We start from the raw sequence: 14,595 nt of genomic DNA, 5'->3' as shown, positions 1-14,595 counted from the left end.
AAATAAGGTGATTAAAATGGCAACATTGACAAAAAATATGACAAAAGAAGAAATCTTTCAATTAAAAAATCGATTATCTTCTTTTATATTAAAAGAAAGTACACCTCAATATACGTATTATCAAATTAAGACTAAAGAGTGTACAATTACAGCTTATACAAGTGGCAAAGTTGTATTTCAGGGAGCTGATCTTTCTTGGTTAGAACCAGAAGAAAAGACACAAAATCAAAAAGAAGCACAAGACCAAGCCGGAAGCGATGAAGTAGGTACGGGCGACTATTTTGGCCCTGTTGTAGTGGCTAGTTGTATCGTCACAAAAGAGGCAAGAGAAAAATTAGCTCATTTAGGTATACAAGATTCTAAACAAGTGGATGATACAAAAATTAGAAAGCTTGCGCCTATCATTAAAGAAGTGTGTCCACATAGTATTTTAATTGTACCCAATTCAAAATATAACGATATGCACGATTCTTGTAACATGGTGGACATGAAGTGTCGTTTACACAATCAGGCCTATGTAAACTTAGTACATAAAGGATATATACTTCCAAAACAGATTGTCATCGATCAATTTGTCCAAGAAAAGAGCTACTATCGCTATCTACAAGGTTTTCCTGAAGTCATTCGTGGCATTACGTTTGAAACCAAAGCCGAAAATAAATATCTTGCGGTAGCTTGTGCAAGTATTCTTGCAAGAAATGCTTTTTTAGAAACTTGGGATCTTATGGAAGAAAAATATGATTTTAAATTTGAAAAGGGTGCTGGCAGTAAAGTAGATGCTTGTGGAAAAGAATTTGTGAAAAAATTTGGAAAAGAAAAGCTTTACCAAGTGGCAAAGCTTCATTTTAAAAACACTCAAAAAATCGGTGTCTAACGCCTTCTTCGATCATTTTGCGCTATGGAATAATAGCGCTTTTTATCTTCATACATCTTTTGATCGGCTTCTTGAAGAATTTCAGTTAAATTTGAACAATTTTCTTTCCATACATATCCTGTCGCAATACTGATTTCGAGTTCTTTCATACGGGCAAGTAATTTATCATATTTAGAATAAAATTCAGATTCTAAAACATCTTGTTCAATCACCACAAATTCATCGCCACCAATACGATAGGAGTTATCCGCAAAGATTTCTTGTAGTACATAAGAAGCACTAATAATCAATGTATCTCCTGCAAGATGTCCCATTTTATCATTGATTTCTTTTAATCCATTTAAATCCAAATAAATGACTCCAACCAAATGAAGTTCTTTACGCCTATTTTTTTCAATATATTCATTAAAGTGATTGCGATTTTGGGCATATGTCAAAGAATCCACATAACTTAAATTCTCTAAATGTTTCTTTTCTTTTTCACGAGCCATAGCTATCTCAATAAAGAAACACAAAGATTCTAAAAAGTCTTTTTGGTAGTAGTTTTGTTTAGGATTGTCTACCGCAAAAACACCTTTAATTTGTTGACCATCCACAAATGGTACAACGATAATACTCTGTATTTTTTGCGAAACAAAACTTGAATAAATTGGACTTGTAGAAGGGATTTCTTGTGTTACATCTTCAATATAATAGGATTTTTGATGTTCGAAAAATTGATTTACTAGATCCATATGTTCTAAACATAAACGGACCATCTTATCAATATGAATATCATCATGTCTATTTCCATATTCATAAATGCCGTTAGCTTGTTTGTGTTCAAAATCCAAATCTAATACGTAACATCTTTCAGCTTGATAGAATTCACAAATAATTTTCAAGATATCATCAATCGCATTCTTTTGATTTGTGCCATTTGATAACTTGCGAACACATTGAATCAAAGTATGCGAAACATTCAAGTCTTTTTCAAATTCATTTGATTTTTTAGAAATTTTTCGAACTTTTGTGATATAGAACCAACAATATAGTAGAAGAATCACTACTTCACAAATGACCATAACCAAATAATTCTTTTTCAATGTCAATGCACTCGCAAAGGCCACATCTTCATCCACAATAACTATGAGTTCCCAATTGTATACTTTAATGGGTTTATAAATCAGATATTTCTTAATACCTTCTTGTTCAAATGCCACAACCCCTGATTTTAAAGAACTAATTTGTTTAATTACATCTTGCTTAGGCGATAATAATTTACAGCCGTTCGTCGAAAAAGTGTCATAATCTAGAACATCATGATTATCCATCACAACCTGACCATCCGTTGTATCAATAATGAGATTCTGTGTCCTTCCATTATATATTTGCGTATAGAACTGCTCATCTAATGTATCACATTGAATCACACCCACTAAATACGCAACTACAGAATCATTTTGTTGGATAGGCACATAATAATTTACACTTTTTTTATTTGTGAGTGGATCTGTATGTACTAGATCCATATATTCGGCATCTGCATTCAATGTCAAAAAATCATTGGATTGAATTTGTTGCACATCTTTATGCATTGTATACATCGTATTATTTTGCATCAATAAATCGACGCGCTCAAACAAAGATACATTTTGAAAAGTACTTAATCGACTGGTGTATTCTTCATATGTAGGCAAATGATCTTCATTGGAAAAGTCTTTCCCAATCAAACGCAAATAATTCAAATCATCATTCATGCGATTTCGAACACTTTGAATGATGGATTCACTCGCATTATCTAATCGGTTGTAACATTCTTTTTCTTCTTGTTTTAAACTTATATTATAAGTTGTCACAGTTAATGCCAATATCAATATCATAACTAAAAGTGTTGGCAACAACTGATTTATTTGTTTTTTCATACGTATTTCCTTTTCAGATTTCTGACTTTTATTATATACTGACAAAACGCGAAACGCAAAAAAGAAGTAACCAATGTTACTCCTTAACGATTATTGATTTTTGTTTCAACCTCAATATCATAAGGAAGTTGAATTAATTTTACACCCGCATCATGAAACATGCGTTTACTGGCAATATTTCCTTCGGTACCATCATACTTGTCGCTTTCATATACAACACAAGTAATACCAGCTTGAATAATGGCTTTCGCACATTCATTACATGGAAATAAAGAAACATAAAGTGTACATCCATGTAAATCTTGAATACTATTTAAGATCGCATTCAATTCGGCATGTACCACATAAGGATATTTTGTTTCTAGAAACTTGCCATCTCGATCCCAAGGAAATTCATCATCTTCACATCCATAAGGAAAACCATTATAGCCTAGTCCAACCACTCTTTTTTGTGGATTGACAATACAAGCTCCTACACGCGTATTTGGATCTTTTGAACGCATAGCACTCAAATGGGCCATCCCCATAAAATACTGATCCCAACTTAATACATCATCACGCATTATTCTTCACCTTCTCTAAGTTCATTTAATACTTTTTCAAATGTTGGTTCCAACGGTACTTCAAAACGCATCTTTTCATGTGTTGTTGGATGCACAAATTCCAAGGCGCATGCATGCAATAATTGTCCATTAGCCTGGATCGTTTTTCTAGGACCATATTTTGAATCTCCGGCAATTGGATGCTCAATATATTGCATATGTACACGAATTTGGTGAGTTCTTCCAGTTTCCAATTGACATTTGATATACGCAAACTTACTAAAGTTTTCTAATACATTAAAATGCGTGATCGCATCCTTAGAATTGTTTGCGGTAACCGCCATTTTCTGACGATCTTTTTCATCACGACCAATTGGCGCGTGAATCGTACCATATTCATGTGTAAATGGTTTATGTACAATGGCCACATATTCTCGATGACATGTTTTATCTTGAAGTTGTTGACTCAAAGCCTCATGTGCCTTGTCATTTTTGGCAACTACAAGTAAGCCAGACGTATCTTTATCAATACGATGTACAATGCCTGGTCGCATCACACCATTGATACCACTCAAATCTTTACAATGATAAAGTAACGCATTGACTAAAGTTCCAGAATAATGTCCTGGAGCTGGATGTACCACCATACCTTTTGGTTTATTGATCACAATGATATCATGATCCTCATATACAATATCTAAATCAATTGGTTCGGGTAATACTTCGGTTGAATCGAGTTCAGGAATGGAAACTTCAATTTCATCGCCTACACAAACTTTATAACTTGCTTTCATTACCTTATGATTGACCAAAACATGTTCTTCATCTAATAAGTCTTTAATTCTTTTACGAGAAAAATCTAATTTTTCAGCTAATACTTTATCTAAACGATCCAATTTTATATCTTCATCTATTTTTAGGATTCTTGTTTCCATCTGACTTGCTCCTTCTTTTCATCTACAAACATACTGATTAATATTAATGCGATTCCTACGGTTATGCAAATGTCCGCTACATTAAACACGGGAAATGGATACCCAAAAATATAGAAACTAAAAAAGTCTCGAACATATCCTAGGCTCATGCGGTCAATAAAGTTACCAATAGCTCCTGAGAAAACTAAAGATAAACAAATTTGATAGCGTGAATCATTTGTTTTAAAAAACATATAGACCATAGCTACTAAGGCGATGATAGTTAGTGCTGCAAAAAAGCCCATTCCAGCCCCTGCAAACATACTAAATCCAGCTCCAGTATTTCGAACATATGTTAAGTAAAAGAAATGTTTGATCATTTCTACCGAATCATTTAATGCGATTGACTTTTCAATGGCCCACTTTGTCCATTGATCCAGTCCTAAAGTGACAAATACTATTAATAAAGATGCCACTACTGTTTTTCCTTTTTTCATCTCATATCCCCTTTTTAAAACGATTTGTTTCTTCTATGTAAAAATAACATTTTGAAAAATAACCATACACTCATTCCAATCGCAATGATATATCCAATAAAGCCAATGGCAGGAATGCCCATAATGGTCGGTTTCATTTTTGTTGTGCAAATTAAGCTCGAACCTACAACTAAGGCTGCAATCAACACGCATACAATCAATCGATTGACCATCTGATCGATTTTAGCTAGTGGAGCTTGTGAACCCATTAAATTCAAATTCACTTTGATCTGTCCTCTTTGAACCATTCTTAATACATCACTAGCCTGTACAGGAATATCAATGGCGTGTGATACTGCATCAATACTACGCTTAGCTGTAGACTTGATCTCTTTCTGCCAATCAATTTGCGTCAAACTTGCCTTATGGCTCAAGGCAATTTTCATGGTATTCATGTTTGGATCTAAAGCTGTTAATGTACCTTCAATTGTCATCATCGAACGAGCTAACATACTAATGCCTTTTGGCAAAGAAATAGAATAGGCATGGCATATTGAAAACATGTCTTGTACTAGTTTTGCGATATCAATTTCTGCATAAGGAACACTCAGATATTGATTCACAAATTTGTCCATGTCGTTACAAAATGCAGAATAATCAATTTCTTTCTTACAATCTCCAATCATTAAGATGCAATCGACTAATTTCTGTGTATCCTTTAGTGCGATGGCACGAACCGCTGATTTCATCGTTTCTCTTTCGTTCGCATCTAAGATTCCCATCATCCCAAAATCGATCCATACGATTTGATTATCACGTATCCTTAAATTTCCTGAATGTGGATCCGCATGAAAGAAACCATTCTCAATGATTTGTGAAATATAATTAAATGCCAATTTATCGGCAATTTCACTTCGATCATAGCCGAGTTCATCTAATTTTTTTGAATCTGTAATTTCTACACCTTCCACATATTCCATTACGAGAATATTTTTTCGTGTATATTCATCATATATTTTAGGTGCATCAATAAACTTACAGTCTTTATATTCATTTTTGAAACGCTCCGCAAACTGTGCTTCATTTGTAAAATCCATTTCTTGTTTGGCCGTGTACCAAAATTCATCGATAACCATATCTAGATCAACAACACTTGAAACAATGTCGGATAGATTCAATATTTTTACAGCTTTTCTTAATAATGCTACATCTCGTTCCATCCATTCATAGATATTTGGTCGTTGAACCTTTAATACAACTCTTTCTTTTGTCTTTAAAGTTGCGGCATGTACTTGCGCAATCGATGCAGAGCCTAAACATATTTCATCAATACTCTCAAATTCTTCATGAAATAAATCACCATATGTATCTTGAATAATTTGTTCAACCATTGAAAATGGCATAGGTGTTACGTGAGAGCGAAGTTTCATCAATTCTTTACAATAGCGTTGGGAAAATAGATCTTGTCTTGTTGACATAATTTGGCCAATCTTGACAAATGTTGGTCCTAAATCTTCTAAGATCATACGAAACTTTACTGGATCCATTCCCTTTTGAATGTGATGTTTTCTTAATATAGATACAATCTGGGCAAATCTTGCACTTGTTGACATCGTATTTGTATCACTCATCTTTTCACATCCTGTCTTCTATGTAAAGGTGTGTTAGTCACTTTACTCTTTTTAAACACCTTAAGTGTATTGGATTTCTTTTTATCTTCCACAAGAATCATTTTCAATAAACGACTCCAGTCTTTATTATTTTTCACCATAACAATATTTTATCACACTTGTTAAGAATCAAAAAGAAACAGTATGTACTGTTCCTTAATAGTAGTCATCGACCAATGTGATTTTATCTTTTAAAGCCTTACCATAACGAACACTTACATGAATCTCATTATTCTTCGCAAAATATTCATCATAGGATTTTGTTCGAAACGTATTAAAGATGGTTTGAAAATCCTTTGACATCTCGTAATCATCCATCTGTATATCCAATTGATCCTCATCCTGTACCACATGAAGCATTTTGGGGTATGTGATAACCAACGCATCATCTTGTAGCTTATCATCTTCAACCATTTCATCCACAACGACATGCACATCTCCAATGGAACTTAAATACGTCTTTGTGTATAGTTTACAAGCATTTGGCATTGAAGTTGTCATTGTCTGTGTTTCTTGTGATACATCAATTTGATTGGGACTGATTTGACTTAATTCATATACAAAGGTTCCAGCTCCAAATACGAACAATAAAATAGAAACGACAAGTAATACACCTAATTTACGCATTTGTATCCACCTTCTTTGGCCAAGCGCGAAATAACATCAATAGAATAGCCAAGCTTCCTAGTACAAAGGCAATATCCATGCAATAAAGTCCTGCACTTGTTGTGGCATACATCATACTTACATAAATCATGACTACTAAACCAATACCACTACCAATGAGTATGCATGCGACTGGAATCATGGCAAATACCAGTATCACCTTTAATACATCCGACTCAAAATGATGTGGCTTTCTTTCATGATATAATGGGCGATCTGGTGTTGGCGGCAAATCATTCGATTTGATATTGTCATTCCAAGTTTCCTTAATATCATCCATCACACCTACATTTTGGTTATTGAAACGATATCTTTGAATTCTTTTTGACATGACTTTCACAAAGAAATAGATAGCTAAACATAAATATAGAAGGCGACATAAGCCTAACATAAATTCTGTAATCATATGGTATCCTACAAAGAAAGAGAATAGTATAGATAAGATTAATCGACATAACACATCAACCACGATTAATTTTCCAATCCACAAAATCAAAACAAGCACAAAGGCATCAAATATAACATGGAAAATTTGGTTCATCGAAAAATCACCTAATTTAGAAAATAATTCCTCCACCTTTGCGTAAACCTTATCGATTGTTTTGTCCGCCTTACTTGATAATGGATCCATCGAATCTGTGTTGATTTTATAGGCCGATAAAATCTCTTTAGCCAATTCATCCACATCTCCAAAACCAGCTACTGCCTCTTCTTCTGATACGCCATTTGAGATCTTGTCATCAATATATGTTCCATATTCTAAGATAATATCTTCTCTTTCTTTATCATTGATCAATGATAATTTTTGATTCAAAAGTTCTAAAAACTCACTTTTTAACACTTTACTTCACTCCCTTCAAATATGTATTTACACTATCTGAAAAACTTGTCCATTCTTCTAATAAAGTCTCATATCTTTCAAGTCCTAGACTTGTGATATGATAATACTTTCTTGGAGGACCTTCTGTTGATTCTTTTAAATACGATTCTAATAAATGATCATTCGATAAACGCTTCAACAAAGGATAAATCGTTCCTTCATTAACTTGTATCACTTCATTGATTCTGGATACAAGTTGGTATCCATATAGATCATCGGCCACGATTGCCTTTAATACAATCAATTCCAAGACACCTTTTTTAAATTGAGTATTCATGCGCTACACCCTTACTCTTTCCTATCAAAGATGGTTGAAACACATCTACGTACATCTTTTCTAAAAGGTTCAATGATAAACCTTGGCTTGATTGAATATATTTAAAATCTTGATTCACAATCTTATTTTTATATTTTAACTTCATTTCATAGGCCTCATTATATTCAATGGCACCTACACCAATCACTTGAACACACATAAATAATTTAGAAGCTTTATTTAATCCCATAATTTTTCCATTGCGAATCCATCCACAAAAATATACTGGAATATTTTGGAAAGAGTATCCAGAAATATGGTCAATCGAAATCACAGGAAGATTGTATTTTTTACCTAAACATTGCGCTAATTCTTTTGTAGCTCCATGTTTTGAGCAATATATAACAGCTCTTGGTTGCATTTTATCACCTCTTCGCTATTATAATATACACACTACCTTGGATTGTCAAGTACTGTGTAATACGTATTTAATTTAGATGAATTTAACCTTCAATATTCACTTTATTTTAAAATATCTATCTGTTAAATATTGTAGTAGAATATAGGTGATAAATTTCTTTTATATAAAGTTTCAAAGCAAACATCACAATGAACGCAACACTTTATATTTATTCAATAATATAAATATATTGCATAGCTTATAAGATGTTTATATTAAATCTAATCGTACAATAATAGGTATAAATATATGTGATTAATTTAACAAATTAATCATTGACACCCAATTATGGTTTTGCTAAGATAGGTTTACCTTAACGGATATGTTAAGTAATCAGTTAACTCGGTCTTAGTCGGAACCCCCAGTATAAGGGATTAGGTTGTGACTAAGGCCTTTTTTCATTTGGAAAGGATATAAAAAATGAATCATAACGATGGAATTAAAACAGCTATTCTTGTTGATGGTGGTTTTTACAGAAGAAGAGCTTATGCATGTCTAGGTAACTTAACTCCAAAAGAAAGAGCTGATGAATTAGATGTATATTGCAGAAGACATTTAACTGAACGTATCAATGGAGAAAAAGTAAATCATTCACTATATAGAATATTCTATTACGACTGTGAACCTGTTGATAAAACAATATATAATCCATTTACGAAATCAAATGTAAATTTAGGTAAATCTCCAACTTATGAATGGACAAACGCCTTCTTTGAAGAACTAAAGAAAAAACGTAAGTTTGCGATTCGGTTAGGACAACTTGCCGTTCAACAAGCAAACTATAATCTGTCCCAAAAAGCTTTCAAAAAGCTGTGTAATGGCACTCTAAATTTTTTTGATTTATCTGAAACAGATATAATCCTTAATATTGACCAAAAAGGAGTAGACATGAAGATTGGTTTAGATATTGCTTCCCTTTCATATAAACAACAGGTAGATCAAATAATATTAATTTCTGGTGATAGTGATTTCGTCTCAGCTTCAAAACTTGCTAGACGTGAAGGGATTGACTTTATTTTAGATCCGCTTGGTGCGACTATAAAACCTGAATTATTCGAACATATAGACGGTTTAAGAAGCTGCGATAAGAATTTTTCTAATTCAGCTTCGTCGAAATAAAGTGGATATATCAAAAACCAATAAACAAATATGATCCCATTTTGAAAATTAGAGTTTCAGATGAAATCATGACAATACTTGACAATAAATTAATAGAATTATTTACAAAGTAAATCTTTTGACTATAGAGTTGTGAGATGTTAATATTCTTATGAACAACGGCCTTAGCGCCATTGATTATTACACAACGGCCTTTGCGCCATATAGGAAGTCACTGATTTATTTCAGTGGCTTTTCTTTTATGCTTTTGCATAAATGGATTATAAAAGAATGAAGGCTACTAATAGTGTTATGGATAAAATTGATAAAGGTATCATAGAGGCTTTCACACAAGTTAAGAAAAAGCAATAAAATTGACAATTCAGTACTTTTCAATTTAGATAAAATTGAATTATGGCCTTAGAGCCTATTTATTGAAAGCTACTGAGTTAATCTTGATAGCTTTTTTAATGCAACACAAATGGAATATGAAAAAGTTAATACGGATAATAAGTAATTTCTAGTATGTAATTATATCGGGTTTTTGATTATAAAAAGGAGGAGCATGATGGCAAGGTATAAATCTGCTAAAACATTAGAAGAACAGATTGAATATTTAAAAAGTAATAAAAGAGTTCGGTTCAATATTATCGACGAGAAAAGTGCGAAAGATATTTTATTCAAGTATAATTATATAAATGTTATTTCACCATATAAACATCACTTCGCAAAATTAAACAGCAAAAAAGAAGTAATTAAAGTGGATGGAAATCATGTGTATGAAAGAGATGTAGAATTTAGTGAATATTACGAATTATATAAAAGTGAACGAGAAAAATATCCAATCATTTCGAAAAATATCATCTTATTTGAAACTGTATTTAAATCAATATTTTCTTACAGAGTTCTAACTTCATACACATTGGAATCAAAAAGTAACGTCTTAAATTTTTTAGATGCAGTTCGAACGAGAATACCTAATAATAATCATTATAACGAAGAGCGTATCAATCACATGAATAGACACATTGATGAAATAAAAGCTAATATCAATAACTATCATGACGTATACTGTTTCTTTGACAGAATGTCTTTAGGGCAAACTCTGACAGTATATTGCGGCTTAGAATATAAAGAGCAAGACAAAATCTTTAAGGATTGTAAAAAAGTTGGAATTGACTTTAGTGTAGATAAAACACCGGATTTTATTTCGAAATTCTTTACTCTAATCTCTGTTCGTAATTGCGTAATGCATTGTAATAGCTTAGAAATACTAATCCGCTTCTACAATCCGAAAACAAAAGCTCTTCGCGATAGCACAAACAAAAAGCGATTCACAACTATGATTAAATACTTGAGTAAAGAAAAAGGCTACACCATTATGATGTAACCTTTCTTCCGACCCTGGGTCAATTTACATAAGTATTCTAAATGACATTTTGCATATTGTCAACAAAAAACGTGCTCATCTATGTTATCTTTATATAAAGCATATTTTGCTTAGTTAGTAAATTTTTCGTAGAAAGATATTGCGTTTATAAGTGTTATTCATGCTTTATATATAGGCGCACGTTTCATGAGATATAATGTATTTTAATAAAATATATTTTTTTCAAGATATAATCAAGACATAGTTTATATCTCAATTTTATTATAATTTCACAACACAACAAAAAAAAGAACCTACGCACAAATGCATAGGCTCAAGTAGTCATTAAAAATAGTTTTTAGGTTTTGTGTCATTTTTCGATATTTTGAATCATTTTCTGTACATTATGTACAATTCTGTGTCTTATTTTATAAATTTGACACTTTTTTTTATTAAGTCTTAAACGAATCTTCCGTATGGATTAGTGTTATATCCTTTTGAATTTAACACGCCTGCTTTCATCCATCTGCGTTCGCCTGTTGATGCACTAATCCAACTGATCCAAACGAATCCTTCACGTTTTACATATCCATCGTATCGTACAGACATTCCTTGACTGTAATACAATCCTGTATCAATTCCTTTTTCTGTAGGTGCTTTTCTGATCTTTAATGTTGTATTTGGATAGAATGTAGCACTTTCTTTGGTAAAATCAGAAGGAACACTGTTTAATACAGTCGGTGTTGATTGAGTACTACCTCCAGGAATATGAGGGTCTGAATCAATACCGGCATCATTTGTCCACCCAATCGCTACACCGTTGCGATCAACACGATACGGATATTTAGCACCTTTGATTACTCTTCCAATCGTACCATTCCAATCACCTTTATAAACTTTACCTGTACCATTGCAATTTACACTTAATGTATTTGTACAGATAGGTGTACTAACTGAGTACTTCTCACCACTTGAAGCGCTTGGAGTGCTTGGTGTACTTGGTGAACTTTGAGTAGTTTGTCCTAATTCCGCTTGAATCATATTTAAAAAACGCTGCCATCCTTTATCTAATGTTCTATGTGGACAGTATTTGTTCGAGTAGTCTTGATGCTTAGTAACTTGAGCAATTCCCCATCCTTTTTCTTTTAATTTGGAAGCAATGAATTTAGCTGCTAAGACTTCTGCAGCATCAAATCTTGCTCCACCTGACTTTGAGTAACAGATTTCGATAGCGATACCTTGTCTATTACCTACTCCATTACCTCCATCACCAGAATGCCAAGCGTTTCTGTTTTCAGGAATACCTTGAACAATTTCTTTATCATCCACTGCATAATGATATGAAACTTCATTTCGATTATTGATCATATACTGGATTTCATTTCTAGCGGACGCATCGTTCGCAGTGTTATGAACAACAATTCGAGTCGGATTCATCGCATAAGGACATTTACAATAATATAAACTTGGACTTACTAAATTTTTTACAACATTCATCATTAATACCTCCTAATTTTTATCAACTAAAAAATCTTGAATTTCATTTCTAGTTTCAACTAATTTATCTTTATCTGATTCAGACAACAAACCATTTAGAATTGCAATGTTTGCTTTAAGTAATAAATTACTTCTTTCTTTATCATCGTCTAGCCTATCGTCATGCTCAGATAGTAGTCGAGTGTGTTCTTCTAATTTGCGATTAATTCCTTCTTGATTAAGTGTAATCTTTTCAAGCGAATTTAATCGCTCATTATCTTTGTGCAATAGTTCATCATGACGATGCACCATTGTACGCAAATCATCACTCGGCTTTTTTAACTCTTTAACAATTTTTACCACTCCCCATATTGAAGCGATAAATCCACAAATCCATACAATTTGTTGGCTTGTAATTACGAAGTCCATCTTGCAAGCCACATCCTTTATTGTTCTGTTTTACCTTCAACAAACCTAGTAAAAGCTTGGTGCATACCTGTACTAGCTAAACCCATCAATGCGCCATACACTGCATTTTCAATAGTTAAGCCGCTTACTGCTAAGTTAAGCACCAATCCAACGAAAGCTAATACAGTAGGAATATACTTGTTCGGAAAGCTTTCAAACGATGTTTTCAAAATGTAACCCACGATCAAACAAGCTACCACTACCACTAACACAAAATATTGACTTAATTCTGCAAAATTCATTTTACTTCCTCCTTTTTGCATACAAAAAAAGACTGCCTGAACGAGCTAAGCTGCAGTCTGTGTACCATGTGTGAGTTTAACGACTTCACAAGGTCGATTTTTCTAAAGTTTAGTTAAATTAAGCATCACATAACCTTCTTTAAATCCATCATTTGTAGTGATGCTTCTGATTTGTGTCATTCTAAACAAACCTGTATCGGTTTCTTTTCCTTCGTCTAATGACACTTGTTTGAACAATACATAATCTTGTTCATTAATATCTTTATCTGTTAAATCTAGAATAATAAAGTCATGTTCTGTAAAGAAATTCCACAACTTTGTGTTTAAATTGATTTCATGAACCTTCGTCATATAAAATCCTCCTATTAATATGAAAAGCGAGGTAAAACAAAAAATGCTATATTCTGACAAATTAATTTCCTGGTTAAAGGAAAAGAAAATCTATCTAAAATACAGTACTTACACGAATTATTGTAATGTGATCCACAATCACATTATGCCAAAACTAGGCAATTATCAGACTGAGGAGTTAAACAACGATATTCTGCAGGAGTTTATTCTTCAAAAACTTGAAAATGGCCGTAAAGACGGAAAAGGTGGTATATCATTCAAATATGCCAAAGACATTATTCAGGTTTTAAAATTTACACTTCCATTCAAAGTCGATATTCAACTACCATACCATCCTTCTAAGGCGGTAGAGATTTTTGAAAAAGAAAATCAAATAACATTGATTAATCACCTCCAATCTGAGATTAATTGTAAAAACTTTGGAATCCTTTTATGCATCCATACAGGAATACGCATAGGTGAATTGTGCGCTTTGAAGTGGTCTGATATAAATGTACAGACTAAATTGTTGAACATAAACAAAACCATGATACGAACATACACAAAAGAAGATGGTAGCCATCTTTCAATAACACCACCTAAATCACGTTCCAGTGCTCGAATGATTCCATTGAATACATGGATAATGCACTATGCAATCCTTCTTCAAGGCGAAGAAGATAACTACGTATTAACAAATCGAGATAAACCAATAGAGCCGAATAAGTACAGATTGTATTACAATCGACTTCTTAAAGAGCTTGAACTACCACATCTCAAATTCCATGCATTAAGGCATACATTCGCAACAAGATGTATTGAATGTGGATGTGATTACAAATCATTAAGTGAATTACTTGGCCACTCCAACGTGTCAATCACAATGAACATCTACGTACATCCACAAATGGAATTGAAGCGTAAATGTGTTGAGTTGCTTTGTGATTATTACAAGTAGTCAATGTATGTC

General features: G+C 32.8%; 17 protein-coding genes. 4 read left to right on the top strand and 13 right to left on the bottom strand.

The window, feature by feature from the left end; all coding sequences use genetic code 11:
- The first annotated feature begins 16 nt into the window (after positions 1 to 16).
- The gene (gene rnhC, locus Q0E86_RS04270) at positions 17 to 874 is read left to right on the top strand and encodes a ribonuclease HIII (protein ID WP_295754744.1); all 858 of its coding nucleotides are present in this window, start codon (positions 17 to 19) and stop codon (positions 872 to 874) included.
- Here rnhC and Q0E86_RS04265 read toward each other — a convergent pair.
- The 9 genes from Q0E86_RS04265 to Q0E86_RS04225 form a co-directional block, all read right to left on the bottom strand.
- A complete protein-coding gene (locus tag Q0E86_RS04265; RefSeq protein WP_295754742.1) occupies positions 871 to 2,778 on the bottom strand; it encodes a diguanylate cyclase domain-containing protein in 1,908 nt (635 codons plus the stop codon). The genes rnhC and Q0E86_RS04265 overlap by 4 nt on opposite strands.
- An 83-nt stretch (positions 2,779 to 2,861) precedes the next feature.
- Positions 2,862 to 3,344, bottom strand: a complete 483-nt coding sequence (locus tag Q0E86_RS04260; protein ID WP_295754829.1) for a dCMP deaminase family protein — start codon at positions 3,342 to 3,344, stop codon at positions 2,862 to 2,864.
- The gene (locus tag Q0E86_RS04255; RefSeq protein WP_295754741.1) at positions 3,341 to 4,255 is read right to left on the bottom strand and encodes an RluA family pseudouridine synthase; all 915 of its coding nucleotides are present in this window, start codon (positions 4,253 to 4,255) and stop codon (positions 3,341 to 3,343) included. Before Q0E86_RS04255 ends, Q0E86_RS04260 begins: the two co-directional genes overlap by 4 nt.
- Positions 4,237 to 4,731, bottom strand: a complete 495-nt coding sequence (gene lspA, locus Q0E86_RS04250; protein WP_288518945.1) for a signal peptidase II — start codon at positions 4,729 to 4,731, stop codon at positions 4,237 to 4,239. The genes Q0E86_RS04255 and lspA overlap by 19 nt, the downstream gene beginning before the upstream one ends.
- Before the next feature lie 14 nt (positions 4,732 to 4,745).
- Positions 4,746 to 6,341, bottom strand: a complete 1,596-nt coding sequence (locus Q0E86_RS04245) for an AarF/ABC1/UbiB kinase family protein (RefSeq protein WP_295754739.1) — start codon at positions 6,339 to 6,341, stop codon at positions 4,746 to 4,748.
- A 195-nt stretch (positions 6,342 to 6,536) separates the two neighbouring features.
- Positions 6,537 to 7,007 carry a hypothetical protein gene (locus tag Q0E86_RS04240; RefSeq protein ID WP_288536001.1) on the bottom strand — a complete coding sequence of 157 codons (471 nt, stop codon included), beginning with the start codon at positions 7,005 to 7,007 and terminating at the stop codon, positions 6,537 to 6,539.
- The gene (locus Q0E86_RS04235; protein ID WP_295754737.1) at positions 7,000 to 7,887 is read right to left on the bottom strand and encodes a DUF1700 domain-containing protein; all 888 of its coding nucleotides are present in this window, start codon (positions 7,885 to 7,887) and stop codon (positions 7,000 to 7,002) included. Before Q0E86_RS04235 ends, Q0E86_RS04240 begins: the two co-directional genes overlap by 8 nt.
- Before the next feature lies 1 nt (position 7,888).
- Complete coding sequence (locus tag Q0E86_RS04230) at positions 7,889 to 8,203, bottom strand: PadR family transcriptional regulator (protein ID WP_288536003.1); 315 nt, start codon at positions 8,201 to 8,203, stop codon at positions 7,889 to 7,891.
- Positions 8,187 to 8,603 (bottom strand): hypothetical protein, encoded by a 417-nt coding sequence (locus tag Q0E86_RS04225; RefSeq protein ID WP_295754735.1) that lies wholly within the window; start codon positions 8,601 to 8,603, stop codon positions 8,187 to 8,189. Before Q0E86_RS04225 ends, Q0E86_RS04230 begins: the two co-directional genes overlap by 17 nt.
- 459 nt (positions 8,604 to 9,062) lie before the next feature.
- Between Q0E86_RS04225 and Q0E86_RS04220 the strand changes: the two genes are divergently transcribed.
- Both Q0E86_RS04220 and Q0E86_RS04215 read left to right on the top strand, forming a co-directional pair.
- Positions 9,063 to 9,761: an NYN domain-containing protein gene (locus tag Q0E86_RS04220; protein WP_288536008.1), complete on the top strand. Its 699-nt coding sequence runs from the start codon at positions 9,063 to 9,065 to the stop codon at positions 9,759 to 9,761.
- A 547-nt stretch (positions 9,762 to 10,308) separates the two neighbouring features.
- The gene (locus Q0E86_RS04215) at positions 10,309 to 11,130 is read left to right on the top strand and encodes an Abi family protein (RefSeq protein ID WP_295754734.1); all 822 of its coding nucleotides are present in this window, start codon (positions 10,309 to 10,311) and stop codon (positions 11,128 to 11,130) included.
- Between the two features lie 438 nt (positions 11,131 to 11,568).
- On the opposite strand, the gene Q0E86_RS04210 is transcribed toward Q0E86_RS04215, so the two are convergent.
- The 4 genes from Q0E86_RS04210 to Q0E86_RS04195 all read right to left on the bottom strand — a co-directional run bounded on the left by Q0E86_RS04210 (position 11,569) and on the right by Q0E86_RS04195 (position 13,646).
- Positions 11,569 to 12,609 (bottom strand): N-acetylmuramoyl-L-alanine amidase, encoded by a 1,041-nt coding sequence (locus tag Q0E86_RS04210; protein ID WP_295754732.1) that lies wholly within the window; start codon positions 12,607 to 12,609, stop codon positions 11,569 to 11,571.
- 9 nt (positions 12,610 to 12,618) lie between these two features.
- Positions 12,619 to 13,014 (bottom strand): hypothetical protein, encoded by a 396-nt coding sequence (locus Q0E86_RS04205; RefSeq protein ID WP_295754730.1) that lies wholly within the window; start codon positions 13,012 to 13,014, stop codon positions 12,619 to 12,621.
- A 17-nt stretch (positions 13,015 to 13,031) separates the two neighbouring features.
- On the bottom strand, positions 13,032 to 13,295 hold the full coding sequence (locus Q0E86_RS04200) for a phage holin family protein (RefSeq protein WP_295754728.1): 264 nt from the start codon (positions 13,293 to 13,295) through the stop codon (positions 13,032 to 13,034).
- Between the two features lie 102 nt (positions 13,296 to 13,397).
- Positions 13,398 to 13,646 carry a hypothetical protein gene (locus Q0E86_RS04195; protein ID WP_295754726.1) on the bottom strand — a complete coding sequence of 83 codons (249 nt, stop codon included), beginning with the start codon at positions 13,644 to 13,646 and terminating at the stop codon, positions 13,398 to 13,400.
- 19 nt (positions 13,647 to 13,665) lie between these two features.
- Between Q0E86_RS04195 and Q0E86_RS04190 the strand changes: the two genes are divergently transcribed.
- Positions 13,666 to 14,583, top strand: coding sequence for a tyrosine-type recombinase/integrase (locus Q0E86_RS04190; RefSeq protein WP_367117377.1), 918 nt, complete (start codon positions 13,666 to 13,668; stop codon positions 14,581 to 14,583).
- The last annotated feature ends 12 nt before the right edge of the window (positions 14,584 to 14,595 follow it).

The organism is uncultured Holdemanella sp., from assembly GCF_934754935.1.
In the GTDB taxonomy this organism is placed as follows: Bacteria; Bacillota_I; Bacilli_A; order Erysipelotrichales; family Erysipelotrichaceae; genus Holdemanella.
Note: the sequence above shows the minus strand (reverse complement) of the source record. Positions and strands in the feature narration are given on the sequence as shown.